Source organism: Janibacter endophyticus, assembly GCF_016888335.1.
Taxonomy (GTDB): Bacteria; Actinomycetota; Actinomycetes; order Actinomycetales; family Dermatophilaceae; genus Marihabitans; species Marihabitans endophyticum.
The window spans coordinates 2899399-2923459 of the sequence record NZ_JAFEJG010000004.1 but is presented as its reverse complement, the minus strand read 5'-3'; the positions used below and the strand labels follow the sequence as shown (position 1 = coordinate 2923459).

The window sequence follows — 24061 nt, the reverse complement described above, 5'->3', positions numbered from 1 at the left end:
CGAAAAGCAAGCGGTTCGGCGACACATCCTCGAGAACTTCGTTGCCGCGCCCTGTCCGATGCTGCACCCCATAAGTTCGGAGCCTCTGGTCGACGAGGCGCGCGAAGCCGATGGCCGCGAACCGCATTACGGATCTGGTCGCAGCTGGGCTGGTGGGCCGCGTTCGGCAGACCTAAGGGAGGCAAGGCCAAGAAGCCCGGCGGCCCGCCGGTCCGCGAAGGCCTGTGCGCCATGGGACGACAAGGCTGGGGTTCGGCACGAGTTCACCGGCCGACGCTCCAATCCGCGTCTGCTCACCGACATGACCGGACACATCAGGAGCGAAGGCGATCTCTACTGCTACGCGAGATGGGCGTCTACGCCAACCAGATCGTCGACTACTCCATCAGCGACCGGATGACCGCCCAGCTCGCGGTCGACGCTCCCAACAGTGTCGTGGTGCGACGACGTGTCGAGGACCTGTGGTCACGGTTCTTCGAAATGGCTTGGCGCATAGGTCGCTGTCGAACGGCGCGGCGGCAAGCCTCGGCTTTATGGGGTCGATGTTCTTCACGTCGCCGAGCCACGACAGCGTCGGCCAAGGTGTCGTGGAACTCGCCCAGGCAGCGGCACGAGCACTTGCCGTCAGCCTCCAGGGCAAGGAGGCACACGGATGAGGACAGGATGGTCGCCTATCCGGCAGTAGTAGTCCCGCCAATGTGCAAGATTGCGTCGGTGACCAACGAAACGGGTAACGCCGTCGCCGCCTCGCGGCCGACAGCCGACATGACGATCGCTCACGAAGCCGGCGAGGTGATCGCGCACATGCTCGGCGACGGCCAGTCGGTGATCGATCCTGGGACGACGATCTGGACCTATGAGGCGGCGGAGGATCTCCGGGCGAGAATTGGCGACAACCCGATCATCGGTGCGGGACAGGGTCAATGGGAAAAGCTCGACCACCAGCTCAAAGGTGCATCCCGGGAAGTGGTGATCCTGGCCGCCGAGCTGCTGTTCCTTCGCGAGCACCCGCTCCGCTCGGCCACGCCGCAGACCCGCCGAGCTCACCTCGAACGAGTGCTCGCACACCTCGACTCCCCCGTCACCATCCCCGAGCCGATGTCCACCTGGCTCGCACGACCCTCCGGAACCGCCGGGTTGGAGCCGGGATCCTGGTATAACGGCGCTCTGTGGCGACACGTCATCTGGGCCTCCACCTTTGTGTGCCACTGGACTGGCCTGTCGCCCACGGAACGCGAGAAGGCGCGAACGGACCCGTGGGAGTTTCAGCGCGTGATGCTCACCTCGGGTGACGACCGCTCCGACATCCGAAACGTTCTGCAGTTCCTCGCCTGGCCGGGAGTGTTCGAGCCGATCTCGTCGGCAGCCATGAAGGCGAAAGTCCGAGACGGCCTCGCGGAGCGGGTGGGCGGTGCGACCGGCGATGACCCTGCTTCGCTGGACCGCGATCTCCTCGGGATTCGCGCTGCGGTGGCCCGCGAGGTCGAGGGGCCGTTCCACTTCTGGTCACCAGGCGTGAACGAACTCTGGGACAGTGCGCCGGACCAGAGCGCCTCCGACGCTGGGGCCACGGATAAGGCTGAGCCCCGGCAACGGCACTACTGGCTCTATGCTCCCGGTCCGCAGGCCTCGGAATGGGAGGAGTTCTCATCCAGCGGCATCATGGCGATCGGCTGGGACGAGCTCGACGACCTGGCCACCTACCCGAGCCGAGAAGCCATCCGCCGAGCGCTCGGTCCCGCCGGCACGGGCGGGTCCATGAAGAACGACGTTCTCGCGATCTGGCAGTTCCAGAACGAGATGGCCGTCGGCGACATCGTCTTCGCCAAGCGCGGGCGACGGGAGATCGTCGGACGCGGTGAGGTGTCCTCCGATGCACGCTTCGAACCGGACCGTGACGGCTACCGACATGTCCGCTCGGTGAAGTGGACCCACACCGGTTCCTGGCCGCACCCCGGTGATGCGGTGACGAAGACGCTGACCGACGTCACGAAGTACACCGACTACGACGAGCAGCTCGAGGCACTCGTCTCTGGCGAGGATGACCTCCTGCTACCGGAAACGCCGACACCTCCGCCGGCATACGACAAGGACGACTTCTTGAAGGAGGTCTACCTCTCGGAGGTGCGCTACGAGCGCCTGCGGTCGCTGTTGGCGCGTAAGAAGAACGTCATCCTCGCGGGCCCGCCCGGGGTAGGGAAAACCTACGCCGCGAAGCGACTGGCGTACTCAGTCATGGGCGAGAAGGACCCAGCTCGGGTCCAGGTGGTCCAGTTCCACCAGAGTTACTCCTACGAGGACTTCATGATGGGCTACCGGCCTACGGAGACAGGCGGATTCAGTCTTGCCGAAGGGCCGTTCTATCGGTTCTGCGAGGCCGCCCAAGCTGCCGACGACGACCAGCCGTATTTCTTCATCATCGACGAGATCAACCGGGGCAACATCTCGAAGATCTTCGGCGAACTGCTCATGCTCATCGAGGCTGACAAGCGCGGGCATGCCCTGCGGCTCCTCTACAAGAACGAGACGTTCACCGTCCCGGCGAACGTCCACATCATCGGCATGATGAACACCGCCGACCGCAGCCTTGCGGTCATTGACTACGCGCTGCGTCGACGGTTCGGATTCTTCGAGATGCCCCCAGGGTTCGACTCGGCCGGGTTCCGCCGGTGGCAGCAGGAAGCTGGCAGTCCCACTCTCGATCGCCTCGTAGAGGCTGTCGTCGAGCTCAATGTCGTGATCGGGGAGGACCCCGCGCTCGGCCAAGGCTTCGCCATCGGGCACAGCTTCCTGTCCCGCCCAACGGGCACCGACGCTGACGACGCCTGGCTCTACTCGGTTGTCGAGGACGAGCTCGTACCGTTGCTCGACGAGTACTGGTTCGACGAGCCAGCGAAGGCCCAGGAGTGGGCCGGCAGGCTGCGGGCCGCCGTCGCATGATCGACCGATCGATCGCCGTTGGAAACGTGTACGTGATGCTGGCCTACGCGTTCCGGACGATCAGCAGTGCGGGCACGGATCGGCTCAAGACGGAGCCGTTCGGCCACCTCCACGACCTGTTCGCGGAGATCCTCGTTCGAGGCGTCGGCGCACAGGTCAAGCGCGGCCTGCACCGCGACTACCTGGACCGCAACGACGAACTCGCCACGGTACGCGGTCGCATCAACCTCACCCGTACCGTGGCCACACGCTCCACGACGCGAGGGCGGCTGATGTGCGAATTCGACGAGTACGAAGCGGATACGCCGCACAACCGGGCTCTGAAGTCGGTCATCGTGCTGCTGATCCGACACGGGGACGTTGATGCCCAACGCAAGGCGGCACTGCGCCGGCTCCTGCCCTACCTGGACGCCGTGACCCTGGTCGCGCCAACAACCATCCGTTGGGACGCACTCACCTACCACCGCTCCAACGCCACCTACCGGCTGCTGCTGGGCGTCTGTGAGTTGGTCGTCCGCGGGCTCCTGCCGACCGAAGACCCCGGAGCTGCGCAGCTCAGTTCGTGGATGTCGGACGAGCAGATGAACCGGCTCTACGAGCGGTTCATCCGCGAGTACTTCGTGTTTCACCATCCCGAACTGTCGCCTGGTGCTCCCGCCGTCCCCTGGGACTACGACGACACGAACGCGCACGGAGTCGAACAGTTGCCGGCGATGCGCACCGACGTCACACTCCGGTCAGGTCAGCGCACTCTCATCATCGATGCGAAGTACTACGGCACGTCGATGCAGGTCAGTCCGTGGGGCAAGACGACGGTGCACTCCGCGAACCTCTACCAGGTTCTCGCTTACGTGAAGAACGCCGACGTCCGTCGCGACGGGTCCGTCAACGGTCTGTTGCTCTATGCCCGAACGAACGCGCCCGAGCAGCCCGATCTCGACGTCAGCGTCCAAGGTAACCGCATCGGCGCTCGAACACTCGATCTCAACCAGCCGTGGGAGAAACTTCGCGCTCAAATTGAAGGTGTCATCTCCTGGCTGACGGACAAACACCCCTCCTGATTCACAAGAGCAGCGGCTCGTGGCAGGTCACCTCTGACCCACCTCGAAACGCTGGTCCTCAGTCCAGAATGCGGCCAGCAACTGCCGCGCCAGCGCGCCAAGTCCGGCAGCTGCCGCCTGAACTGGAGGTCGCTAGCGAGCACCGGGGCGCTCATCTCGCCCGTCCGCCGCAGGTCAAGTCCATCGGGCAAACCTAGGTGAGCTCACGACGGCTTCTCAGAACCGGCTAAGACGGGCCCAGCAGGTATCGGTTCTATTCGGCCACAAACGGGTGGGAGAGGACGTCCAGGGTGCGGGCAGAGGGGTGGGGAATCCCTCCCAACGAACCGACCTCACGTTGATTCCATCCCACGCCGACTGGCCCGCTCTCCTGTCGAGAGCGAGCTGATCGCAGGCCCCACGACGGCCGTGCACTGCACTACGGGGGGCGGCTCGTGCCGGTTCGCGAGCCTGGAGGTCAATCACCGGGGGCGTCGATCGTTTTTGTGTCGCGGCTGAGGCCCTGTCCAGCGCCGCGTCCTGCGAAGTCAGCGAGTCAGGCGATCACCCCGCTCGGGGGCTGGATCGGCGCCGACGTGAAGCGCTGAGAGGGGACAGGCGAGGTCCGCGCGATTGTGCTCGACACCCTTCTCGGGTGGAGCTGCTACGGGTACTATGAGAGCCACGTGCAGCAACCGCCTTGCTGTCGTCCGGCCCCCGGAGGTTGCCGCCTCGCGGGGGTCATTCACGTCCGCAGCCGGTCGAGTTATGCCTCAGTTGTGCCCATGGGAGGGAACGACGAAGGCCTCTGACTGCGTTTCCGCAGGTCAGAGGCCTAAGTCAGTTGGTCGGGGTGACAGGATTTGAACCTGCGGCCTCTTCGTCCCGAACGAAGCGCGCTACCAAGCTGCGCCACACCCCGTGGCCGGTCGCTGCCCCTTCGGGCAACGACAAGGAAGGATAACTCAGCCCCCAGGCTCACCCGTAATCGGGGCAGAGGTACGTGACGCCTGTGGGGTCAGGGTGGGGGAGCCGGTCGTCGGCTGCGGCGTCGTCGGGTCGCTCGAGGTGCTGCTCGGGTCAGGTGTCGACTGGGTCGACGAAGGGGTCTCCTCCTCCGGGGGTGTCCAGGTGGACGTGGTCTCTGGGGCCGGGGGAGTCCAGGCGGGGGGCGTCCACGAGGACCTCGGCGGTGTCCACGCCGGCACGCTCGGGGTCGACGTCGGCTCCGGGGTCCAGCTGCTGGTCGACGAGCTCGTGGGAGTCCACGTCGCCGAGGTGCGGGTGCTCGATGTCGTGCTGGTGGTGCTCGTGGTCGACGTACGGGTCCGCGACGTCGTCGATGTGCTCGACGTCGTCGTGGTCAGCGTCATCCGCTCGGGGACCGGTGCCGGTGCCTCACCCACACCGAGCGCCACGACCGAGGTGCCCACCGCGAAGATCGCCGCGAGCGCCAGTGCCGCCGCCTCACCCCTGCGCATCAGGGGCCGTCCGATCGGGCTTCGCGGTGAGCGTCAGGAGCGTGGCCTCGGGCCGGCAGGCGAAGCGCACCGGTGCGAAGCGGGACTCGCCGAGCCCGGCGGAGACGTGGAGCCACGAGGCGTCGGCGGGAGCGGCCTCGTCGCGTCGCCCGGCTGCACCCGGCCACCACCGCGACACCCCCTTCGCCCGTCGCCGGTCCAGGTCGCAGTTCGTCACGAGCGCTCCGACGCCGGGCACGCACAGCTGGCCGCCGTGCGTGTGCCCGGCGAGGATGAGATCCGCGCCATCCCGCTGCATGGCGTCGAGGACACGCTGGTAGGGCGCGTGCGTGACGCCGACGAGGAGGTCGCTGCTGGGCGATCCCGGGCCGGCGACGTCCTCGTAGCGGTCCCGCCCGATGTGCGGGTCGTCGACGCCGACGAGCTCGAGGGCGAGACCGTCGACCTCGAGGGTGGTGCGTGCGTTGTCCATGTCGACCCAGCCCGCGGCGAGCATCCCGGCGCGCAGGTCCTCGGTCAGCAGCTCGATGCGCTCCGGCGGCGCCTCGGCGTGGCGCGACGTGAGGTAGAGCGCGGGGTTCTTCGGCCGGGGTGCGTAGTAGTCGTTCGACCCCATGACGAAGGCCCCCGGCACGTCGAGGAGCGGACCCATCGCGGCGAGCGCGCCGGGCACGGCCTCGAGGTGACTGAGGTTGTCGCCGGTGTTGACCACCACGTCGGGGCGCAGCCCCGCGAGATGGCGGATCCACGCGGCCTTGCGGTCCTGGCCCGGCACGAAGTGGATGTCGCTCAGCTGGAGGACGCGCAGCGGTCGCGCCCCGGCCGGGAGCACGGGCAGCGTCCACCGTCGCAGCGTGAAGAGGCGCCGCTCGACGAGGCTCGCGTACGCGAGCGCGGCGACTCCGGCAGCGGCACCACCGGTGGCGGCGCGGACGAGCGTGGACGACATGGAGCCATTGTCGCCCACGGCCGTCGGATATCTGGTCGCTGGGGCGACTGCGACGCGCGACAATGGCTCCATGACCGAGTCCCTCAAGGCCACCCTCCAGCACGACCTGCACGACGCGATGCGCCAGCGCGACGCGCTGCGCTCCTCGACCCTGCGCATGGCGCTGGCCGCCATCACCACCGAGGAGGTCGCCGGAGAGAGCGCCCGTGAGCTCTCCGACGCCGAGACCCTCAAGGTCGTCGCGAAGGAGGCCAAGAAGCGCAAGGAGGCCGCAGCCGCCTACACCGACGCCGGACGCCCCGAGCTCGCCGAGCAGGAGCAGGCCGAGCTCGCCATCCTCGAGGCATACCTCCCCGAGCAGCTCGACGAGGCGGCCCTCGCCGAGATCGTGGACCGGGCCATCGCATCCGTCGGTGCGACGGGCATGGGTCAGATGGGCCAGGTCATGAAGGCCGCCCAGGCCGAGGTCGCCGGGCGGGCCGACGGCGGGGCCGTGGCCGCGATGGTCAAGCAGCGTCTCGCCGGCTGATCGTCCAGGCATGACGAAGGGGTGACCACCCGCGGGTGGTCACCCCTTCGACTGTGTGCCGTCGCTACTCCCGCTTCGGCGGAGGCGTGGGCTTCGGCTTCGGCTTGGGTTTGGCCGTGGTCGTCGACGTCGCCTTCGGCTTGGGTGTCGAGGTCGACGGCTTGGGCGTCGTCGGCGCCGGCGCTGACGTTGTGGACGGTGGTGGCGGCGGGGGCGGCGGGGTGTACGGAGGGATCCCGTTGGAGAGGTAGTAGTCCACGGTCCCGCCCTTGATCGCCTCGCTCGTCGGGGACGTGCTCGTGACGGTGCCCCACGGCGCATGGCTGTTCACGGCGCCGGCGTTGCGCGGGTTGAAGCCCGCTGCGCGGAGGAGCTGCTCGGCCTCCGCGCCCGACTTCCCGACAACGTTGGGGATGTCGCGGACGTCCCCACGGACGACCTTCTCGCTGGGCTTCTTGAAGTCCTTGCGCTCCATCCCCTTGCTGGCGGTGTCCATGGCCTTCTTCCACAGCGGCGCTGCGATGGTCCCCCCGAAGACCTGCCCTGCGCAGATCCCGCCGATGCACACGCCGTCCATGCTCTTCTCGGTGATCGGGGTGCCGACCCAGACTGCGGTCGCGAGCTGCGGGGTGTAGCCGACGAACCAGGACTGACGGTGCTTGTCGGTCGTTCCGGTCTTGCCGGCGGCCGGCCGGCCGCCGTCGAGGACCGCGTTACGGGCCGTACCCTCCTTGATCGGCGACTCGAGGAGACTGGTGACACCTCGCGCCACATCGGGCTCGATGACCTGCTTGCACCGGGTCGGGTTCAGCGTGATCGGCTTGCCGTTGGCCCGGGTGATCGACTCGATGGGGTTCGGCGGGCAGTACTTGCCGTCGGCGGCGAGGGTGGCGAAGGAGTTCGCGAGCTGGATCGGTGAGGTCGAGTCCGAGCCGAGGACGATGTTGGCGATCGAGTAGTCACCCTTGACCTTCGTGCCGTCCGAGCCGTAGACGAGACCGTAGGTCTGACCGTTTCCGTCCGTGAGCCCCATCTGGCTCATCACCTTGGGGATGTTGCACGACCCCACGTCGGAGGCGAGCTGGGCGAACGCGGTGTTGATGGACTGCGCGGTGGCTCGACGCAGAGAGATGTTCCCACCGCTGGTGAAGTCGTTCTGGACCTCCCAGGGTGCGCCGGCGGTGCACTTGGGGTCGAACTCGCTGGGCATGAAGGTGTGGGGTCGACCCAGTCCTGCCATCGGCGCCCGGATGTCGGACTCCATCGGCATGCCCTGCTTGAGCGCCGCGACGAGTGCGTACATCTTCGCCGTCGACCCGATGGCGAAGCCGTTGGTCCCGCCGTAGGCCGAGGGGTAGGTCCAGGCCTGCTCCGAGTACTTCGTCGATGCGTTCTTCAGACCCACCTTGTACTGCGAGGTCTGCGCGATCGCGCGCACCTTGCCGGTGCCCGGCTCGATCACCGCCGCGGCGGCCCCGACGCCGCTGGGGTCGCCGTTGGGCACCCGCTCGGTGAGGTCCTCGTGGATCTCCTTCTGCCAGTCGCGGCGCAGCGTGGTCTTGATCGTCAGGCCGCCGGTGTTGACCGCCTGGAGGCGGGCGTCGGGGTCGGGCCCGAGCTCGGGCAGGGTCTTGAGGTACTCCATGACGTAGTTGCAGAAGTACGGGTCGACTGCCTTGGTGCAGGTGCCGCCCTCGTTGCGCTTGAGGCGCACCATGTCGGCGACGTCCTGCTTGGTGTAGCGCTCGTGCTCCTTCGTGTCGATCATGCCGAGCGCGTGCATCCGGTCGAGGACGAGGTCGCGGCGCTGCTGGACCTCCTCGGGGTTGGTCCGGATGTTGAGCCGGCTGGGGGACTGCACGACGCCCGCGAGGGTGGCCGCCTCGCCGATCGTCAGCTTGCTGGCCCGCTTGGAGAAGAAGTGCTGCGCCGCCGCCTCGACGCCGTAGGCCTGGTCGCCGTAGTAGACGAGGTTGAGGTAGCCGTTGAGGATCTGGCTCTTGGTGTGGGTCTTCTCCACGTCGAGCGCGTACTTCATCTCCTGCAGCTTGCGGCTGTAGCTCTGCTCGACCGCTGCCTTGGCGCCCTCCAGGTCGTCCTGCCGCAGCGCCTTCTCCTGGAGCATGATCTTGACGTACTGCTGCGTGATCGAGGACCCGCCCTGGGTGGAGTCGCTCGAGAGGTTCTGGAAGAAGGCGCGGCTCGTGCCTCGCAGGTCGATCCCGCCGTGCTCGTAGAAGCGGCTGTCCTCGATGGCCAGCTGCGCGTTGATCATGTTCTTGCTGATCGCCTTCATCGGCACGATGATCCGGTTGGCGTCGTACGGCGTCGCGAGGAGCTTGTCGTCCGCCGAGTAGATCTTGCTCTGCTGAGCCAGCGAGACGGCGGAGAACTCGCCGTCGAGGTTGTCGAAGGCGTTGACCGTGCCGCGGGCTGCGCTGCCCGACGCGCCGGCGAGGGGCATGAGCAGGCCCGCGCTGATGAGGCCCATCCCGACGGCGACCGCGACGAAGGCGCCGAGGAGGCGGACCAGGTGGGGGCTGGCGTTTTCCGGCATGAGAGGCAGGGTAACGGCGGAGTCTGAGAGGCGAAGGGAGGCGCGAGGGGCGTCGGGGGGCCGGCCGGCGGCGTGACCTTGGTCGCCGATAGTCCTTTCGGACTATAGGTCGGGGGGGTCGACGTGCTTACCATGGCCGAGGGTCTTACCGGGGAGTAATGGCCTGTGAATAAAGGAGTTGTTCACATGAGCGTCGCAGCAGCCGCCCGCCCCGTCTGGAGCGCCGACTGGGCCAAGGACGGGCAGTGCCGGGGGATGGACCCCGATGCACTCTTCGTCCAGGGCAAGGACCAGCGAGCGGCGAAGCTGGCCTGCCGTGGCTGCCCGGTGATCGCCGAGTGCCTCGCCGACGCTCTCGACAACCGCACCGAGTTCGGCGTCTGGGGCGGCATGACCGAGCGGGAGCGTCGCGCGCTGCTGCGTCGTCGCCCCGAGGTCGCCAGCTGGTCGGAGCTCTTCCGGACCGCCGCCGCCCGGGAGGCCGCGCTCAGCGACGGCCGCTGAGGTCGTCGGCCACGACGCTCAGCGTGGGGATGTCATGGACGTCCCCACGAGACGGGACGACGTGGACGAGCTGATCGCCACCCGGTCGAGCCCGCAGCGACCGCAGGACGCCCGCGTGCCTGCGTGCGGTCCGGGAGCGGTCGACGTGCTCCTCGAGCGCAGCGCGCGCGAGCGGGCCGGGGGAGCGGGTGAGGGCCTGCTGCGCCGCGCTGATCGACAGGCCGCCGCCGGCCCGGACGACCTTCGTCACGACGACGGCCCGCGGACTCACCTCGTCCTCGGCCAGGCGCGCCACGAGGTGCTCCGCCTCGGCCACGGCGGCCTCCTCGGCGGTCGTGACGACGACGAACGCCGTCGACGAGGACGTGAGCGCCGCGTAGGTGGCCTCCGCTCGCTCACGGAACCCCCCGAGCACCGACTCCAGAGCGACGAGGAGCACCTGGACGTCGTCGACGAGCGAGCCGCCCAGCACAGCCCCGACAACACCCCGTGCCAGTCGCAGGCCACCGCCGACGACCCGCAGGCCGGCCCGCCCGCCGACCCGGGCCGGAGCGGAGAGGAGCCGGACGAGACGGCCGTCGAGGAAGCTGCCGAGACGGCGAGGCGCGTCGAGGAAGTCCAGCGCGGAGCGCGAGGGCGGGGTGTCGACGACGAGCAGGTCCCACCGGCCCGACCCGGCCATCTCCTCCCGGAGCTGGCCGAGCCGCTCCATCGCCATGTACTCCTGGGTGCCGGCGAGCGAGGAGGCCAGCGAGTCGTACAGCGGGTGCGTGAGGATCGCCTCGACCCGCCCCGGTGGGGCATGTGCCCGGACGACGTCGTCGAAGGTGCGCCGCATGTCGAGCATGAGCACGTCGAGCACCGCGGGGTCTCCGTCGAGCGTCTCGAGACCCTCCACCCGGTGGGGCTCCGTGCTCACCGTGTCGGCGCCGAGCGCCTGGGCGAGCCGGCGGGCAGGGTCGATGGTGAGGACGGCGACCCGGCGACCCTGCCGGGCGGCGTAGAGGCCGATGGCGGCCGCGGTCGTCGTCTTGCCGACGCCGCCGGCGCCGACGCACACGACAACCCGGGTCGCGGGGTCGGTCACGGTCTGCGCGAGGGAGGAGATCACGGCAGGGCTCCGACCTGCGACAGCTGCGCCGCGAGGGCATCGAGGTCGGGCCGGCCGTCGGGTCCGTGCCCCGGGCGAAGGGGGGCGAGCGGCAGCCCCGTCGTCGCGAGCCGGTCCCGGAGGGCGTGCCGCTCCTCGTCGCGGGCGGTGCGCTGCCGCAGGTGGTCGACGAGGGTGCGCGCGGTCGTCGGGGTGACGTCGAGCCCGCAGGCCGAGAGCTCGGCGGCCAGGTCGGCCGCCGCGTCCGGGCCCGCGAGCGTGGCCACCCCTCCTTCCGCGAGCGCAGCGGGCTCGTCGTCGTTGACGACGACGTCCGAGACGCTCCATCCGTCCTCGGCCAGCTCGGCCACCGCCTCGCACGTCTCCTCGACCGGCAGCTCCTCGAGGAGGGCCACGAGGTGGATCACGGTGCTCTCACGCAGCCAGTCCTCGATCCGCAGGGCCTGAGAGCCGATCGGGCCGGCCTGAGCCAGCTCGGCCACCTGCCGAGGGGCGGCGAGGAACCGTCCGACCCGGCCGGTGGGCGGTGCGTCGAGCACGACGGCGTCGTAGCGCGGCCCGGGCCGGGAGGTGCGCTCGCGGCGCGCCGCCTCGTAGACCTTGCCGAGCGCGATGACGTCGCGCACGCCGGGCGCGACCGTCGTCGCGAAGTCGACGGCCCCGACCGCGCTGAGGACCCCGGCGGCCGCGGGGACGGGCACCTTGAGCCGCAGGTACTGGAGGAGCGCCGCCCGCGGGTCGACGTCGAGCACGTAGACCTCACCCCCGCCCTCCGTCGACACCGCGAGCTGCTCGCCCTTCGCCTCGGTCAGGCCGAAGGCCGCGGCCAGCCCACCACGACCCTCGACCTCGACGACGAGGACGCGGGCCCCTCCCTTCGCCAGGGTGAGCGCGAGGGCGGCGGCGACGGTCGTCTTGCCCGTGCCGCCCTTGCCGGTGACGACGTGGAGCCGCGGTGGACGCGGCGCAGGACGGGCGGGCACGACTGCAGCGTAGAGGTCCGGCGGTTCGTCGCTAGGCTGCCGTCATGACTCAGTGGGAGTACGCAACCGTGCCGCTCATCGTCCATGCGACCAAGCAGATCCTCGACCAGTGGGGCGAGGACGGCTGGGAGCTCGTCCAGGTCGTCACCGGCCCCGACGGATCCGGCCTCGTCGCGTACCTCAAGCGGCCCAAGGGCGCCTGATGGGACGCGTCACCGACCGCCTCGGCGAGCTCGGCCTCGAGCTCCCGCCCGTCGCGCCCCCTGCGGGCTCCTACCAGCCCGCGGTGCGCGACGGCGACCACGTCTGGACCTCCGGGCAGCTGCCCATGGTCGACGGCGCCATGGCGCACACCGGGCAGGTCGGCGAGGGTGACGGGCTCGTCGCCCCCGCCGACGCGCAGGCGCTGGCCCGCACCTGCGTCGTCAACGCGCTCGCCGCCATCGGCTCCGTCGTCGACCTCGATGACATCGTCCAGGTCGTCAAGCTCGTCGGCTTCGTCTCGAGCGACCCGTCCTTCACCGGCCAGCCCGGCGTGATCAACGGGGCGAGCGACCTCCTGGGCGAGGTCTTCGGCGACGCGGGGCTGCATGCCCGCTCTGCCGTCGGTGTGGCAGTGCTGCCGCTCGACGCCAGCGTCGAGGTCGAGGTCGTCGTCCGGGTCCGATGACGACCCGGGACTTCCCCGTCGTCCACGACCGCGGGCTGCTCGACGAGCCGGAGACGATCGCCCCGCTCCGGCCGGCGTCGACCGTCATGCTCGTGCGGGACGGCATCGGCGGGCTCGAGGTCTTCGTGCTGCGCCGGGTGGGCACGATGAGCTTCGCCCCGTCGGTGCACGTCTTCCCGGGTGGCGGGGTCGACGGGAGGGACACCTCCGACGACCTGCCCTGGGCGGGCCCGTCGGTGACCGAGTGGTCCGAGGTCATGGACTGCCCGGAGGACGAGGTGCGCGGCTTCGTCGCCGCCGCGGCGCGCGAGGTCTTCGAGGAGACCGGTGTGCTGCTCGCGGGCGCCGAGGACGGCAGCGACCCGGTCGAGCGGCTCGGTGGGCGTGAGGCGGCCGCGCGCAGCCGCCAGGCGCTCGTCGAGCGCGAGCTGAGCTTCGCCGAGGTGCTCCGGGACGCGGGACTGCGGCTGCGCTCTGACCTGCTGACCTACCGGGCGCACTGGATCACTCCCGTGACCGAGCCGTGGCGCTTCGACACCCGCTTCTTCCTCGCCGAGGTCCCCGCGGGCCAGGAGCCGGACGGCGAGACCTCGGAGGCCGACCACGCCGCCTGGGTGCGGCCGGAGGAGCTGCTCGCCGCCGGTGACTCCGGCGACGCGCTCGTCATGCCGCCGACCCGGGTCTGCCTCGAGCAGCTCGCCGCGGCCGGGTCCGTCGCCCGGGCGATGGCCGAGCGCCCCCCGACGTCGGCGATCCTGCCCGTCTTCGTCAACACCCCCGACGGGCCGGTCGTCCGCGTGGAGCTCCCGTGACCACCCCTGCCCCCCAGCCCTCCGCCCCCTTCGGGCAGTGGGCCGGAGGGCAGGTGACGCCGCACGCCCACTGCCTCCTCCAGGGCAACCCCGGGCCGATGACGCTCGACGGCACCAACACCTGGGTCGTCATGGCGCCCGGGTCGAGCAGCGCGCTCGTCATCGACCCGGGCGAGGACGACCCGGCCCACCAGCAGCGGGTCGTCGACCACGTCGCGGGGCTGGGCGCACGGGTCACCCGGATCGTCCTCACCCACGGCCACCTCGACCACAGCGAGGGCGCTCCGCGGCTGGCCCGGCTCACCGGGGCGCCGGTCCAGGCGGTCGGTGGCGGGCACGACGACCTCGGCGACGGTGACGTGCTCGACGCGGGCGGGGTCGACCTGCGCGTCGTCGCGACGCCGGGGCACACGTCGGACTCGGTGTCCTTCGCGCTGTCGGCGGACCACGCGCTCCTCACGGGTGACACGGTCCTCGGGCGGGGGACGACGGTCGTGGCCCATCCCGATGGCGAGCTCGAGGCATACCTCGCCTCGCTCGAGCGGATCGCGGCGCTCACCGGCGGGGGAGAGGTGACCTCGATCCTGCCGGGGCACGGCCCGGTCGTGCCGGACGCGGCCGCGATGGTCGACTACTACCGGGTGCACCGGAGGGAACGGCTGGAGCAGGTGCGGGCGGCGCTCGCGTCAGGGGCGAAGGGGGTCGACGAGGTCGTCGAGATCGTCTACGCCGATGTCGACCGGTCGGTCTGGTCGGCCGCAGCGATGTCGGTGCGGGCGCAGCTCGCCTATCTCACCGCCCGCTCCTAGGTCAGCGGGCGCGGCGGCGGAGGCGCTCGACGTCGAGCAGGAGCACCGCGCGGGCCTCGAGGCGGAGCCAGCCGCGGGTGGCGAAGTCGGCCAGCGCCTTGTTGACCGTCTCGCGGGAGGCACCGACGAGCTGGGCGAGCTCCTCCTGGGTGAGGTCGTGGGCGACCAAGACGCCCTCCTCGACCGGACGGCCGAAGCGCTGGCTCAGCTCGAGCAGGGCCTTGGCGACGCGGCCCGGGACGTCGGTGAAGACGAGGTCGGCGAGGTTCTCGTTCGTGCGCCGCAGACGGCGGGCGAGCGCGGCGAGCAGGGTCGCCGCGATGCGGGGGTGGCTGCCAAGGAGCTGGCGGAGCTGATCGTTGCCGAGCCCGATGAGCTGCGTCTCGGCCACCGCGGTCGCGGTCGCCGTGCGCGGGCCGGGGTCGAAGAGGCTCAGCTCGCCGAACATCTCGCCGGGGCCGAGGATCGCGAGGAGGTTCTCGCGGCCGTCGGTGCTCGTGCAGCCGAGCTTGATCTTGCCCTCGGTGATGACGTAGAGCCGGTCACCCTGGTCGCCCTCGTGGAAGAGGACGTCGCCGCGCTCCATGCGCACGGCGTCCATGGACGCCATGACCTCGCGGGCCGAGTCGTCGTCGAGGGTCGCGAAAAGAGGGGCGCGTCGCACTACTTCGAGGTCCACAAGCCCACAGTGTGCCACGCCACCTTCTCGGGCGTGGCCGTAGTGTGCGGACTGTGCCTGAGCCCAGCGACAGCCTCCTCGCGCTGAAGCGGCGCGCCCGTCGTGGCTACCGCCTGCTCCACGAGCGCTACCCCTACGCCCACTGCGAGCTCGACTTCGAGACCCCGCTCCAGCTGCTCGTCGCGACGATCCTCTCCGCGCAGACCACCGACGTCGGGGTCAACAAGGTGACGCCGACCCTCTTCGCCCGGTACCCGACCGCCGCCGACCTCGCGGCGGCCGTGCCCGAGGAGATGGAGGAGATCCTGCGGCCCACCGGCTTCTACCGCGCCAAGACCCGCTCGGTCATCGGTCTCGGCCAGGCGCTCGTCGCGGACCACCACGGTGAGGTGCCGCGGCGTCTCGAGGCGCTCGTCACGCTGCCGGGCGTCGGCCGCAAGACGGCCAACGTCGTGCTCGGCAACGCCTTCGGGGTCCCCGGGATCACCGTCGACACCCACTTCGGCCGGGTCGCCCGCCGTCTCGGGTGGACCGAGGAGACCGACCCGGTGACCGTCGAGCACGAGGTCGGCGCGCTCTTCCCCCGCAAGGACTGGACGATGCTCAGCCACGTCCTGATCTTCCACGGCCGCCGCACCTGCCACGCGCGTCGGCCGGCGTGCGGTGCCTGCCCCGTCGCGCGGATCTGCCCGTCGTACGGCGACGGCGAGACCGACCCCGTGAAGGCGGAGAAGCTGCTCAGGTACGAGCTCGCCCCGAAGAAGGACGCATGAGCACCCCGCCCCCCTGGCTCGCAGGCGTCGTCCCGGCGCTGCACGGCGACCTGCCCGACTGGTTCACCCGGTTCGCCCCGCCCCCGGAGGCCGAGCGCGAGTCGGCGGTCCTCATGCTCTTCGGCGAGCGCCCCGGGTCGGACCCGACCGACCCGGTCGTCGAGGTCGTCCTCACCGAGCGCGGGTCGGCCCTCAGCTCGCACGCCGGGCAGGTCTCCTTCCCCGGGGGGCGGCTCGACCCCGGCGAGGACGCGACGACGGCGGCCCTGCGCGAGGCGCAGGAGGAGGTCGGCCTCGACCCCGCGAGCGTCGACGTCGTCGGGGTCTTCCCGCCGCTCTACCTCTCGCCGAGCCGCAACTCGGTCTACCCGGTCCTCGCCTGGTGGCGTGAGCCGCACGACCTCCACATCGCCTCCCCCTTCGAGGTCGCGAGCATCGAGCGGGTCGCCGTCGCCGACCTCGTCGACCCGGCCAGCCGCTTCACCGTCCGGGTCGGTGACGAGTACGAGGGCTACGGCTTCGACGTCCACGGCCTCTTCGTGTGGGGGTTCACCGCGCACCTGCTCGAGGTCTTCCTCGACGCGGCCGGCCAGACCGTGCCCTGGGACGAGGAGCACGTCCGTTCTCTGCCCTGGAAGTACCTCAGGCCGTTCGTCGAGCGCCGGGCCGAGCGGAGCAGCGACGACCTGTGATCAGCGCGCCGGCGGGACGACCGTCGGCAGCCACGCGAGCAGCGTCTCCGTGACGATCTCGGGCCGCTCCTCGTGGACGAAGTGCCCCGCACCGGGGACCGTGACGAGCTGGAGCGGGCCCCGCACGTAGCGGGCGCTCTCGTTGACGAGCGACGGGAGGACGGCCGGGTCGGCCTGCCCGTGGAGGGCGAGGACAGGCACGGTGATCGGCTGGCGCACCTTGTGCATGTACCGCCACCCGTTCAGGGTCACCCGGGAGCGCACCATCCACCGGTAGTACTCGGTCGCGGCCTGCGCGGCGAAGGGCAGCGACATCATCTCCTCGCACCGCGTCTCCACCTCGGGGGTGAGCCAGGACCGGTCCGGCCCGGACCAGGCCCGCAGGTGACGGCTCACGGAGCCCGTCCCGCGGGCGGCCCGCTCGGGGGCGAAGGGGGTCTGCATCGCCCGGATGTAGCTGTTGGCGCGTCGCTGACGGCGCAGCCGCCACGAGGCGGAGCGGAAGACCGACGGGTGCGGCATGCCGAGGCTGGCCACCCCCTTCGTCACGGTGGGGTGCAGTCCAGGCATGGACCAGGCGATGCTGCCGCCGAGCCCGTGACCGACGACGACGGCGCCGTCGGCGCCGAGGGAACGGATCACCGCGGCGACGTCGTCGCAGACGGTCAGCGGGTCATGCCCGCCGGGCGGCTTGTCGGACGCGCCGAACCCGCGGAGGTCGAGAGCGGCGACGCGGTAGCCCGCATCAGCCAGGCGAGGGATCTGCTCGCGCCAGGTCCACCAGAACTCGGGGAACCCGTGGAGGAGCAGCACGAGCGGCCCGTGCCCCGCGACGGCGAGGTGGAACCGGGCGCCGTTCGCCGCGACGAACCGGTGCTCCCACGCCCCCTCGACGAGGGCGGCCGAGGAGTCGGGGGCGCTCAGCGGCCCGGCTTGATCGCCTCGACGGTCTCCTGCGCGTTGCGGATCGCCTTCTCCGGCATGGGCTTGGCCTTCTTGAGGGCCTTGACACCGAGGAGAGCGAGGACGCCCGCGATCGCGAAGAGGAGGACCGTGACGATGAGGTAGCCGGCCCACAGCGGCAGCCACACGTCGAGGGTGTGCGCGAGGGTGTGGAAGAGGAAGATCAAGCCGAGCAGGGCGAGGAAGCCCGCACCGCCGAGCAGCCCGGCACCCTTGCCGCCGATCTTCAGGCCCGCGGTGACCTCGGACTTCGCGAGCTGGATCTCGCTGCGGACCAGGGCCGAGACGTCGTGGCTGGCGTCGGCGACGAGCTGGCCGACGGTGCGCTCGGTCTCACCCTCGGCAGGACGGCCGACGAGACGGCGTGCGGAACGGTCCGCGAGGTCGTTGCGGTCGGTGTCGAGGCGGTCGAAGGTACCCACGACTCTCTCCTTCAGGAAGGCGTCGACGGGTCAGGCCCGTCCTGCTGTCGCGACAACCCTACCTGCGGGCCGGCGCCCGGCAGCCAGATCGGGGGAGGGGGACCGTGGGCGCTCGCCGTGCGTCCGTAAGATGTCCCCATGGTCGGCGCGGTGCAGGGGTCCAGGTCCGCGCGTGGGATGCGTGCATGAGCACCGACGCCGCCCTGCCGCTGACGCTCCTCGCCCTCGGGGCGATCGTCGCCCTCACCCCGCTCCTCACCCGCCTGCTCGGCCGGCACGCCGGCTGGCCGCTTGCCACCGCGTACGTCGCGGTGGCGGCGCTCCTCGTACCGGTCGCGGATGCCGTCCTCTCGGGTCGGACCCCCTCGTGGGCGCGGGAGTGGATGCCCTCGCTCGGCGTCTCGCTCGCGCTGCGGGCCGACGGGCTGGGCATCGTCTTCGCCGCCATCGCCCTGCTCGTCGGGGCGGTCGTCTTCGCCTACTCGACGGCCTACCTCGGCGAAGGGAGGCAGACGAGCTTCTACTGGCTCATGACGACCTTCACCCTGGCGATGGTCGGTCTCGTGCTGGCGGACGACCTTGTGGTGCTCTTCATCTGCTGGGAGCTCACCTCACTGGCCTCCTTCCTCCTCATCGCGCGCTCCGGGACCTCCGGCGAAGGGGCGTCGATGCGCACCCTGCTCATCACCGGGGTCGGTGGGCTCTTCCTCCTCGCCGCTGTCGCGGCGATCGTCGGCCGCCTCGGGACGACCTCGCTCACCGAGGTCCTGGGCTCGCCGGTGTGGGCCGACGACCCGGCCTTCGCCACCGTCGTCGCGGTCCTCGTCGCCCTCGCGGCGTTCACGAAGTCCGCCCAGGTCCCCTTCCACGTCTGGCTGCCGGACGCGATGGCCGCGATCACGCCGGTGAGCGCCTACCTGCACGCCGCCGCGGTCGTCAAGGCCGGCATCTTCCTCATGCTCCGGATGAGCCCGGCGCTGCGCGACGTGCCGGCCTGGCAGGTCCTGCTCGTCGTCGGCGGGCTCGCCACCGCTGTCGTCGGGGGCTTCGCCGCCGCCCGGCAGCGTGACCTCAAGAAGCTCATGGCGTGCTCGACGGTGAGCCAGCTCGGCTTCATCACGGCGGCGATCGGCATCGGCACGACCTTCGCGCTCGCTGCGGCGGTGCTCCACACGATCGCGCACGCGCTCTTCAAGTCCGGCCTCTTCATGATGATCGGCGTCATCGACTCGGCATCGGGTACGCGCGACCTGCGTCGGGTGCCCCGACTCGTCGGAGCGATGCCGGGCAGCTTCGTCGTGCTCGTCCTCGGCTGCGCCTCGATGGCGGGCATCCCGCCGATGCTCGGCTTCATCAGCAAGGAGCAGATCTTCGCCGCGCTGCGAGAGGCTCCCGCGGGCGAAGGGGTGGGACTGCTCGCCCTCGCCGTCGCAGCCGGCGCGGCGGTGCTCACCGTCGTCTACTGCGGCCGGGTCGTCCTCGGTGGCATGGTCGACGGCGACCCGGAGAAGGAGCCTCGTCCCGTCTCACGCGTGATGATCGGCTCCGCGGCCCTGCCCATCGTCGTCGGCCTGCCGCTCGCCCTGGGCGTCGGTGTCCTCGACGGCCCCGTCGGTGCGGCCACCCACGCGGCCACGCACGACGCAGCCGCGCACGACACCCACCTCGCCCTCTGGCACGGGGTGACCCTCGAGCTGCTCGTCACCCTCGCGGTGCTCGGCCTCGGAGGTCTGCTCGTCGCACAGCGGCGCGCGCTCGCCCCCTTCGCCGACGGCCGCCGGCTCACCCCCGACGGGGCGAGCGTCATGGCGACGCTCGACCGGACCGCCACCCGGGCGGGGGAGCGGCTCGTCGCCCTCACCCAGGTAGACCACCCCGGCCGCCACGCCGCGATCATCCTCGCGACCCTCTCCGCCGTCGTCCTCGGTGGGGTGCTCGTCGTCCGCGAAGACATCGCTGCTGCGCCGCTGAAGGCGGGGTTGTCCCGCCCGGTCGACGGCGTCATCCTCGTGCTCGTGACGCTCGCGACCATCGGCGTCGCGGTGACCCGCTCGCGGCTGGCGGCCACCCTGTGCCTCAGCGGCGTCGGCATCCTCGCCACCGCGCAGATCATGGCGCTCGGCGCGCCGGACGTGGGCCTCACCCAGCTCCTCGTCGAGTGCCTGACGATCATCGTCATCATGCTCGTCCTGCAGAAGCTGCCGAAGGCCTTCGGCTCGGCCCGTCGGGACGGCGACCGGGTGCTCGCCGGACGGGTGGCGCTCTCCCTCGTCACCGGCCTGGCCGTAGCCCTGGGGACCTGGGCGCTGACCAGCCGACGGCCACGCACCGAGGTCGGCACGTACTACCTCGCCGAGGGCCCGCGGATCACCGGCGGGGCCAACATCGTCAACACGATCCTTGTCGAGTTCCGCGCCCTGGACACCCTCGGCGAGCTCGCCGTGCTCGGCATGGCCGGCGTCGCGGTCGTCGCGCTGCTCTCGAGCGTCCGGCACGACTTCATCGACCCGCCCCCGGAGAAGAACCGTTGGCACGAGGCGCCCCCCGAGGTTCCGCTGGCCGGTGAGGGGACGACGGCTCACCGGGCGATCCACGAGGCGTGGCCCAACACGGTCGCCCTGCAGCTCATGGTCCGGGTCGCCGGCCCGGTGCTCGGGCTCGTCTCTGTCTATCTCTTCTGGCGCGGTCACAACGCGCCGGGTGGGGGCTTCATCGCCGCGCTCGCCGCCTCTGCGATCGTCGCCCTGCTCTACCTCTCCACCTCGCGGGACCGCCAGATCGGCCCGCCGCGGCTGCCGCTCTACCTCATCGGCGGCGGGGTCGTCGTCGCGGTCGGGAGCGGCATCTGGGGGCTGATGGCGGCGGGGGCCTTCCTCGAGCCGCTCCACGGCGAGGCGCTCGGGCAGCGCTGGACGAGCTCGATCGTCTTCGACGTGGGCGTCTACCTCGCCGTCCTCGGTCTCGTCCTCGTCACGGTCAACCTCCTCGGCACGAGCGAGGGTGACGCACCTCGGCCGGGCGAGGAGTGGACGAGGGAACGCGTCGACGAGAGCGTCGAGGGCGAGCTCGCCGGGCCGCTCGACACCGTGCGTGGTGAGTCGCGGAGCGGCGCCGAGGCGCAGCGCCGGGTCGGCGTCGGCACGCACCACGTCGCCGAGGGCGTGCCCCCGAGGGAGGTCGGCCGATGATCATCTTCGTCCTCATCGGTGTCCTCGTCGCGGGCGGCACCTACCTCGTCCAGCAGCGCTCGATGGTCCAGGTCGTCTTCGGGCTCGCGCTGCTCAGCCACGCGGCCAACTTCGTCCTGCTCAGCGCCGGCGTCGCCGCGTGGCGCGGTGAGCCGCTCGCCGACCGCACGGCCGCGGTCGACGCGGCCGACCCGCTGCCGCAAGCCTTCGTCCTCACCGCGATCGTCATCACCATGGCGGTCACGATCTTCATGCTCGCCACGGCGGTCGTCGGGCACAACGACGACACCCACCGCATGCCGGAGACGGGGGAGGGGCACGACCGATGACCGCCGCCTCCGCACTCCCGCTCCTCGTCGCCGTCCCGCTCGGGCTCGCCGGGCTCACGGTCATCGTGCGACGCCACGTCGTCGGCGTCGCGCTCCTCCTCGCGACCCTGGTCGGCACGCTCGTCGCCTCGGCGCTCCTCGTCCGGCACCACGCTGAGGTGCCGGCCCTCGCGACCGGGGTGGGCGGCTACGCACCGGGCGTGGCCATCCCCTTCGTCTCGGACACGCTCACCGCAGTGATGCTCGCCGTCACCTCGCTCGCCACCCTGGCGACCACCGCGTGGCTCGTGCTCACCGGCGAGACGCGCTACCGCTTCTTCGTCCCGCTCGTGCTGCTCCTCATGACGGGCGTCTACGGGGCGCTGCTCACCGGCGACCTCTTCAACCTCTTCGTCTTCGTCGAGGTCATGCTCCTGCCGAGCTACGCCCTCATCGCGGTCACCGGTACGTGGCGCCGGCTCGGCGTCGGGCGGCTCTTCGTCGTCGTCAACCTCGTGACCTCGGCGATCCTGCTCATGGGCGTCGGCCTCGTCTACGGCACCGCCGGCACCGTCAACATCGCTGCCCTCGCCGGCCAGGGCAGCGCCGACGGGCGCTCCGGCCTCGCCGTCGGCATCGTCCTGCTGGCGCTGGGCATCAAGGCCGGTGTCGTGCCCGTGCACACCTGGCTGCCGCGCAGCTATCCCGCGACCTCGCCGGGCGTCATGTCGCTCTTCGCGGCGCTGCACACCAAGGTCGCCCTCTACGCGATCTACCGCATCGTCTCCGTCATCTACGACGGTCAGGTGCCGTGGGTGAGCGTCCTCGTGGTCGTCGTCGTCCTCACCTGCCTCGTGGGGTCGCTGAGCACCTTCGGCGAGCAGACCTTCCGCCACGCGATGGCGTACCAGATGGTGGCCGGCGTGGGGCACATCCTCATCGGCGTCGTCGTCTTCACCCAGGTGAGCCTCGCGGGCGGCCTGCTCTACCTCGTCCACCACGTCATCACCATGGGCGGGCTGCTGCTCACCGGCGGGGCGATCGAGCACACCTACGGCTCGCAGCGCTTCGACCGGCTCGCCGGTCTCATGCGGCGCGAGCCCTGGGCCGCCGCGGCCGTCGCGCTCGGGCTGCTCTCGCTCGTCGGGCTCCCGCCGACGTCGGGCCTCTGGGGCAAGCTCGGCCTCGTCATCGGTGCCGCCGACGCCCCGGGCTGGCAGGCCTGGGCGCTCATCGGGGCCGTCGTCGCCGCCTCGATCCTCTCGATCATGGCGCTGCAGCGCGTCTGGGCCGAGATCTTCTGGGGGCCGCCGATGGAGCGCTACCGCACCGACAACGCCCAGACCCGGCTCTCCGAGCCGGTGCCACTGCCGGACGAGGTGCGGATCCCCCTTCGCCTCCTGCTGCCCGGTGCTGCGCTCATCGCGCTCTCCGTCGCGATCTTCATCGGCATCGGCGTCCTCGACCCGGTCATCGACCGCGCCGCCGCCGGGCTGGTCGACCCGGCCCCCTACGTCGAGGCGGTGCTGCGATGAGGCTCTGGCAGTGGCTCTCCTACCTCGCCTTCATCGCGGTCGAGCTGCACCGGGGGGCGTTCCAGCTCGCGGTCGACATCGCGACGCCGGGGTCCTCCCGCGCGCCCGCCCTCGTCGAGCTGCCGCTGCGCTGCCGCACCGACCTCGAGATCAGCGCCCTCGCCTCGTCGATCACCATCACGCCCGGGACCCTCGTCGTCGGGACCGCCGCCGCACGCGGTGACACCCCGCCGACGCTCTTCGTCCACTGCCTCTACGGCCGGGACATCGACGAGGTCGTCGAGGGTCTGCGCGACATGGAGTCGCGCCTGCTGCGCGCCACCCGCGGGGCGAAGGGGGTGCCGGCGTGACCGTCGTCGTCTACCTCGCGATGGCCGTCCTGGCCGTCGCCATCGGGCTCTCCCTCTGGCAGATCCGGGCGGCTGTCGATGCGGCGAGCGCCGCCGTCGTCGGTGACCTCGTCTTCTTCAGCGGGATCGGCATCCTCCTGCTGCTCAGCGTCGTCCGGGAGTCGGCCGCGGTCGTCGACGCGGCGCTGCTCGCCGCGCTGCTCGGGATCCTGGCGACCGTGGCGCTGGCCCGCATCATCACGAGGGGGCGCCGATGATCTCGCTCGCCGCCCCCGCGGCCGGCCCCGTGACGCCCGGCGCGGTCGAGCCGATGCTCACCGGCGGCCCCGCGACCGTGGCCACGGTCGTCGCGGCGGTCCTCGTGCTCGGCGGGGCGCTCTGGGTGCTCGTCAGCGCCGTCGCGATGCACCGTGTGACCGACGCCCTGAGCCGGGTCAACGCCCTGGGCCCCGCGACCGGGGTCGGTCTGCCGTGGATCGTCGTCGGTGCCTGGCTGCACAGCCTGACCGTCCACCCCTTCGCCTGGCTCGACGTCGTCAAGGTCGGCGTGACCGTCGCCGCGCTGCTCGTCGTCTCGTCGGTGGCGAGCAACGCGCTGTCGCGCGCCGCGGTGCTCTCCGGCGCCGAGATCGACCCGCGGACCGCGCCGAACGACCTCCTCGACCCCTGAGATCGCCCCCGGCGGCCCTGGGGGAGCGGAGCGACGACCACCGTGTGAAGCGTCGGTGAACCCTTGCCCGCAGACCCCGCGGGTGGCGTGGGAACC

24 protein-coding genes and 1 tRNA gene are annotated in these 24061 nt (G+C 71.0%); 16 read left to right on the top strand and 9 right to left on the bottom strand.

Going from position 1 to position 24061, the window contains the following annotated elements:
* The first annotated feature begins 348 nt into the window (after nucleotides 1-348).
* A complete protein-coding gene (locus tag JNO54_RS14655) occupies nucleotides 349-2940 on the top strand; it encodes a DUF8426 domain-containing protein (protein ID WP_233703260.1) in 2592 nt (863 codons plus the stop codon).
* Nucleotides 2937-4001, top strand: coding sequence for a 5-methylcytosine-specific restriction endonuclease system specificity protein McrC (mcrC, locus tag JNO54_RS14015; protein WP_204144448.1), 1065 nt, complete (start codon nucleotides 2937-2939; stop codon nucleotides 3999-4001). Before JNO54_RS14655 ends, mcrC begins: the two co-directional genes overlap by 4 nt.
* 824 nt (nucleotides 4002-4825) lie before the next feature.
* Here mcrC and JNO54_RS14010 read toward each other — a convergent pair.
* From JNO54_RS14010 to JNO54_RS14000, 3 genes are all read right to left on the bottom strand, one after another.
* Nucleotides 4826-4902: transfer RNA gene (locus JNO54_RS14010), tRNA-Pro, on the bottom strand.
* A gap of 158 nt (nucleotides 4903-5060) precedes the next feature.
* Nucleotides 5061-5249: a hypothetical protein gene (locus JNO54_RS14005; protein ID WP_204144447.1), complete on the bottom strand. Its 189-nt coding sequence runs from the start codon at nucleotides 5247-5249 to the stop codon at nucleotides 5061-5063.
* A 198-nt stretch (nucleotides 5250-5447) separates the two neighbouring features.
* On the bottom strand, nucleotides 5448-6410 hold the full coding sequence (locus tag JNO54_RS14000) for a metallophosphoesterase (RefSeq protein ID WP_204144446.1): 963 nt from the start codon (nucleotides 6408-6410) through the stop codon (nucleotides 5448-5450).
* A gap of 70 nt (nucleotides 6411-6480) precedes the next feature.
* Here JNO54_RS14000 and JNO54_RS13995 point away from each other — a divergent pair, with 70 nt between their 5' ends.
* On the top strand, nucleotides 6481-6939 hold the full coding sequence (locus JNO54_RS13995) for a GatB/YqeY domain-containing protein (RefSeq protein ID WP_204144445.1): 459 nt from the start codon (nucleotides 6481-6483) through the stop codon (nucleotides 6937-6939).
* A gap of 64 nt (nucleotides 6940-7003) precedes the next feature.
* Here JNO54_RS13995 and JNO54_RS13990 read toward each other — a convergent pair whose 3' ends face one another.
* Nucleotides 7004-9496 (bottom strand): transglycosylase domain-containing protein, encoded by a 2493-nt coding sequence (locus tag JNO54_RS13990; protein ID WP_204144444.1) that lies wholly within the window; start codon nucleotides 9494-9496, stop codon nucleotides 7004-7006.
* Between the two features lie 186 nt (nucleotides 9497-9682).
* Between JNO54_RS13990 and JNO54_RS13985 the strand changes: the two genes are divergently transcribed.
* Nucleotides 9683-10000 carry a WhiB family transcriptional regulator gene (locus tag JNO54_RS13985; protein WP_204144443.1) on the top strand — a complete coding sequence of 106 codons (318 nt, stop codon included), beginning with the start codon at nucleotides 9683-9685 and terminating at the stop codon, nucleotides 9998-10000.
* Here the strand turns inward: JNO54_RS13985 and JNO54_RS13980 are convergent.
* The gene (locus JNO54_RS13980; RefSeq protein ID WP_204144756.1) at nucleotides 9984-11111 is read right to left on the bottom strand and encodes an ArsA family ATPase; all 1128 of its coding nucleotides are present in this window, start codon (nucleotides 11109-11111) and stop codon (nucleotides 9984-9986) included. The genes JNO54_RS13985 and JNO54_RS13980 overlap by 17 nt on opposite strands.
* A complete protein-coding gene (locus tag JNO54_RS15060) occupies nucleotides 11108-12094 on the bottom strand; it encodes an ArsA-related P-loop ATPase (RefSeq protein WP_204144442.1) in 987 nt (328 codons plus the stop codon). The genes JNO54_RS13980 and JNO54_RS15060 overlap by 4 nt, the downstream gene beginning before the upstream one ends.
* 44 nt (nucleotides 12095-12138) lie before the next feature.
* Here JNO54_RS15060 and sp36 point away from each other — a divergent pair, with 44 nt between their 5' ends.
* The 4 genes from sp36 to JNO54_RS13955 all read left to right on the top strand — a co-directional run bounded on the left by sp36 (nucleotide 12139) and on the right by JNO54_RS13955 (nucleotide 14385).
* Complete coding sequence (sp36, locus tag JNO54_RS13970; RefSeq protein ID WP_204144441.1) at nucleotides 12139-12297, top strand: Sp36 family protein; 159 nt, start codon at nucleotides 12139-12141, stop codon at nucleotides 12295-12297.
* A complete protein-coding gene (locus JNO54_RS13965) occupies nucleotides 12297-12764 on the top strand; it encodes a RidA family protein (protein WP_204144440.1) in 468 nt (155 codons plus the stop codon). Before sp36 ends, JNO54_RS13965 begins: the two co-directional genes overlap by 1 nt.
* The gene (locus JNO54_RS13960) at nucleotides 12761-13576 is read left to right on the top strand and encodes an NUDIX hydrolase (protein WP_204144439.1); all 816 of its coding nucleotides are present in this window, start codon (nucleotides 12761-12763) and stop codon (nucleotides 13574-13576) included. Before JNO54_RS13965 ends, JNO54_RS13960 begins: the two co-directional genes overlap by 4 nt.
* Nucleotides 13577-13674: 98 nt before the next feature.
* Nucleotides 13675-14385, top strand: a complete 711-nt coding sequence (locus JNO54_RS13955; protein ID WP_204144749.1) for an MBL fold metallo-hydrolase — start codon at nucleotides 13675-13677, stop codon at nucleotides 14383-14385.
* Between the two features lies 1 nt (nucleotide 14386).
* Here the strand turns inward: JNO54_RS13955 and JNO54_RS13950 are convergent, their stop codons facing one another.
* Nucleotides 14387-15064, bottom strand: a complete 678-nt coding sequence (locus JNO54_RS13950) for a Crp/Fnr family transcriptional regulator (RefSeq protein WP_204144438.1) — start codon at nucleotides 15062-15064, stop codon at nucleotides 14387-14389.
* Between the two features lie 53 nt (nucleotides 15065-15117).
* Between JNO54_RS13950 and nth the strand changes: the two genes are divergently transcribed.
* Together nth and JNO54_RS13940 are read left to right on the top strand one after the other, a co-directional pair.
* Nucleotides 15118-15837, top strand: coding sequence for an endonuclease III (gene nth / locus JNO54_RS13945; RefSeq protein ID WP_372430723.1), 720 nt, complete (start codon nucleotides 15118-15120; stop codon nucleotides 15835-15837).
* Entirely contained in the window at nucleotides 15834-16529 is a 696-nt protein-coding gene (locus tag JNO54_RS13940; RefSeq protein ID WP_204144436.1) for an NUDIX hydrolase, read from the top strand. Before nth ends, JNO54_RS13940 begins: the two co-directional genes overlap by 4 nt.
* Here the strand turns inward: JNO54_RS13940 and JNO54_RS13935 are convergent, their stop codons facing one another.
* On the bottom strand, nucleotides 16530-17342 hold the full coding sequence (locus tag JNO54_RS13935) for an alpha/beta fold hydrolase (protein WP_307818234.1): 813 nt from the start codon (nucleotides 17340-17342) through the stop codon (nucleotides 16530-16532).
* Between the two features lie 107 nt (nucleotides 17343-17449).
* Entirely contained in the window at nucleotides 17450-17914 is a 465-nt protein-coding gene (locus JNO54_RS13930; protein WP_204144435.1) for a phage holin family protein, read from the bottom strand.
* Nucleotides 17915-18099: 185 nt separating this feature from the next.
* On the opposite strand from JNO54_RS13930, the gene JNO54_RS13925 reads away from it, so the two are divergent.
* From JNO54_RS13925 to JNO54_RS13900, 6 genes are read left to right on the top strand one after another with little or no spacing between them, the layout of a single operon-like run.
* Nucleotides 18100-21102 carry a DUF4040 family protein gene (locus JNO54_RS13925; RefSeq protein ID WP_204144434.1) on the top strand — a complete coding sequence of 1001 codons (3003 nt, stop codon included), beginning with the start codon at nucleotides 18100-18102 and terminating at the stop codon, nucleotides 21100-21102.
* The gene (locus JNO54_RS13920; protein ID WP_204144433.1) at nucleotides 21099-21431 is read left to right on the top strand and encodes a sodium:proton antiporter; all 333 of its coding nucleotides are present in this window, start codon (nucleotides 21099-21101) and stop codon (nucleotides 21429-21431) included. Before JNO54_RS13925 ends, JNO54_RS13920 begins: the two co-directional genes overlap by 4 nt.
* Entirely contained in the window at nucleotides 21428-22945 is a 1518-nt protein-coding gene (locus JNO54_RS13915; RefSeq protein ID WP_204144432.1) for a monovalent cation/H+ antiporter subunit D family protein, read from the top strand. The genes JNO54_RS13920 and JNO54_RS13915 overlap by 4 nt, the downstream gene beginning before the upstream one ends.
* Entirely contained in the window at nucleotides 22942-23295 is a 354-nt protein-coding gene (locus JNO54_RS13910) for a Na+/H+ antiporter subunit E (RefSeq protein ID WP_204144431.1), read from the top strand. The genes JNO54_RS13915 and JNO54_RS13910 overlap by 4 nt, the downstream gene beginning before the upstream one ends.
* Nucleotides 23292-23552: a monovalent cation/H+ antiporter complex subunit F gene (locus tag JNO54_RS13905; RefSeq protein ID WP_204144430.1), complete on the top strand. Its 261-nt coding sequence runs from the start codon at nucleotides 23292-23294 to the stop codon at nucleotides 23550-23552. The genes JNO54_RS13910 and JNO54_RS13905 overlap by 4 nt, the downstream gene beginning before the upstream one ends.
* Entirely contained in the window at nucleotides 23549-23965 is a 417-nt protein-coding gene (locus JNO54_RS13900) for a monovalent cation/H(+) antiporter subunit G (RefSeq protein ID WP_233703258.1), read from the top strand. Before JNO54_RS13905 ends, JNO54_RS13900 begins: the two co-directional genes overlap by 4 nt.
* Nucleotides 23966-24061: the final 96 nt, after the last annotated feature.

What these genes read in the sequence shown, in the direction of transcription:
- JNO54_RS13960 (WP_204144439.1), top strand. Translation starts at nt 12,761, where the DNA reads ATGACGACCCGGGACTTCCCCGTCGTCCACGACCGCGGGCTGCTCGAC.
- JNO54_RS13990 (WP_204144444.1), bottom strand. Translation starts at nt 9,496, where the DNA reads ATGCCGGAAAACGCCAGCCCCCACCTGGTCCGCCTCCTCGGCGCCTTC.
- JNO54_RS14000 (WP_204144446.1), bottom strand. Translation starts at nt 6,410, where the DNA reads ATGTCGTCCACGCTCGTCCGCGCCGCCACCGGTGGTGCCGCTGCCGGA.
- JNO54_RS13995 (WP_204144445.1), top strand. Translation starts at nt 6,481, where the DNA reads ATGACCGAGTCCCTCAAGGCCACCCTCCAGCACGACCTGCACGACGCG.
- JNO54_RS13915 (WP_204144432.1), top strand. Translation starts at nt 21,428, where the DNA reads ATGACCGCCGCCTCCGCACTCCCGCTCCTCGTCGCCGTCCCGCTCGGG.
- JNO54_RS13900 (WP_233703258.1), top strand. Translation starts at nt 23,549, where the DNA reads ATGATCTCGCTCGCCGCCCCCGCGGCCGGCCCCGTGACGCCCGGCGCG.
- JNO54_RS13955 (WP_204144749.1), top strand. Translation starts at nt 13,675, where the DNA reads ATGACGCTCGACGGCACCAACACCTGGGTCGTCATGGCGCCCGGGTCG.
- JNO54_RS13940 (WP_204144436.1), top strand. Translation starts at nt 15,834, where the DNA reads ATGAGCACCCCGCCCCCCTGGCTCGCAGGCGTCGTCCCGGCGCTGCAC.
- JNO54_RS13920 (WP_204144433.1), top strand. Translation starts at nt 21,099, where the DNA reads ATGATCATCTTCGTCCTCATCGGTGTCCTCGTCGCGGGCGGCACCTAC.
- JNO54_RS13965 (WP_204144440.1), top strand. Translation starts at nt 12,297, where the DNA reads ATGGGACGCGTCACCGACCGCCTCGGCGAGCTCGGCCTCGAGCTCCCG.
- JNO54_RS13925 (WP_204144434.1), top strand. Translation starts at nt 18,100, where the DNA reads ATGAGCACCGACGCCGCCCTGCCGCTGACGCTCCTCGCCCTCGGGGCG.
- JNO54_RS14655 (WP_233703260.1), top strand. Translation starts at nt 349, where the DNA reads ATGGGCGTCTACGCCAACCAGATCGTCGACTACTCCATCAGCGACCGG.
- mcrC (WP_204144448.1), top strand. Translation starts at nt 2,937, where the DNA reads ATGATCGACCGATCGATCGCCGTTGGAAACGTGTACGTGATGCTGGCC.
- JNO54_RS13910 (WP_204144431.1), top strand. Translation starts at nt 22,942, where the DNA reads ATGAGGCTCTGGCAGTGGCTCTCCTACCTCGCCTTCATCGCGGTCGAG.
- JNO54_RS13985 (WP_204144443.1), top strand. Translation starts at nt 9,683, where the DNA reads ATGAGCGTCGCAGCAGCCGCCCGCCCCGTCTGGAGCGCCGACTGGGCC.
- sp36 (WP_204144441.1), top strand. Translation starts at nt 12,139, where the DNA reads ATGACTCAGTGGGAGTACGCAACCGTGCCGCTCATCGTCCATGCGACC.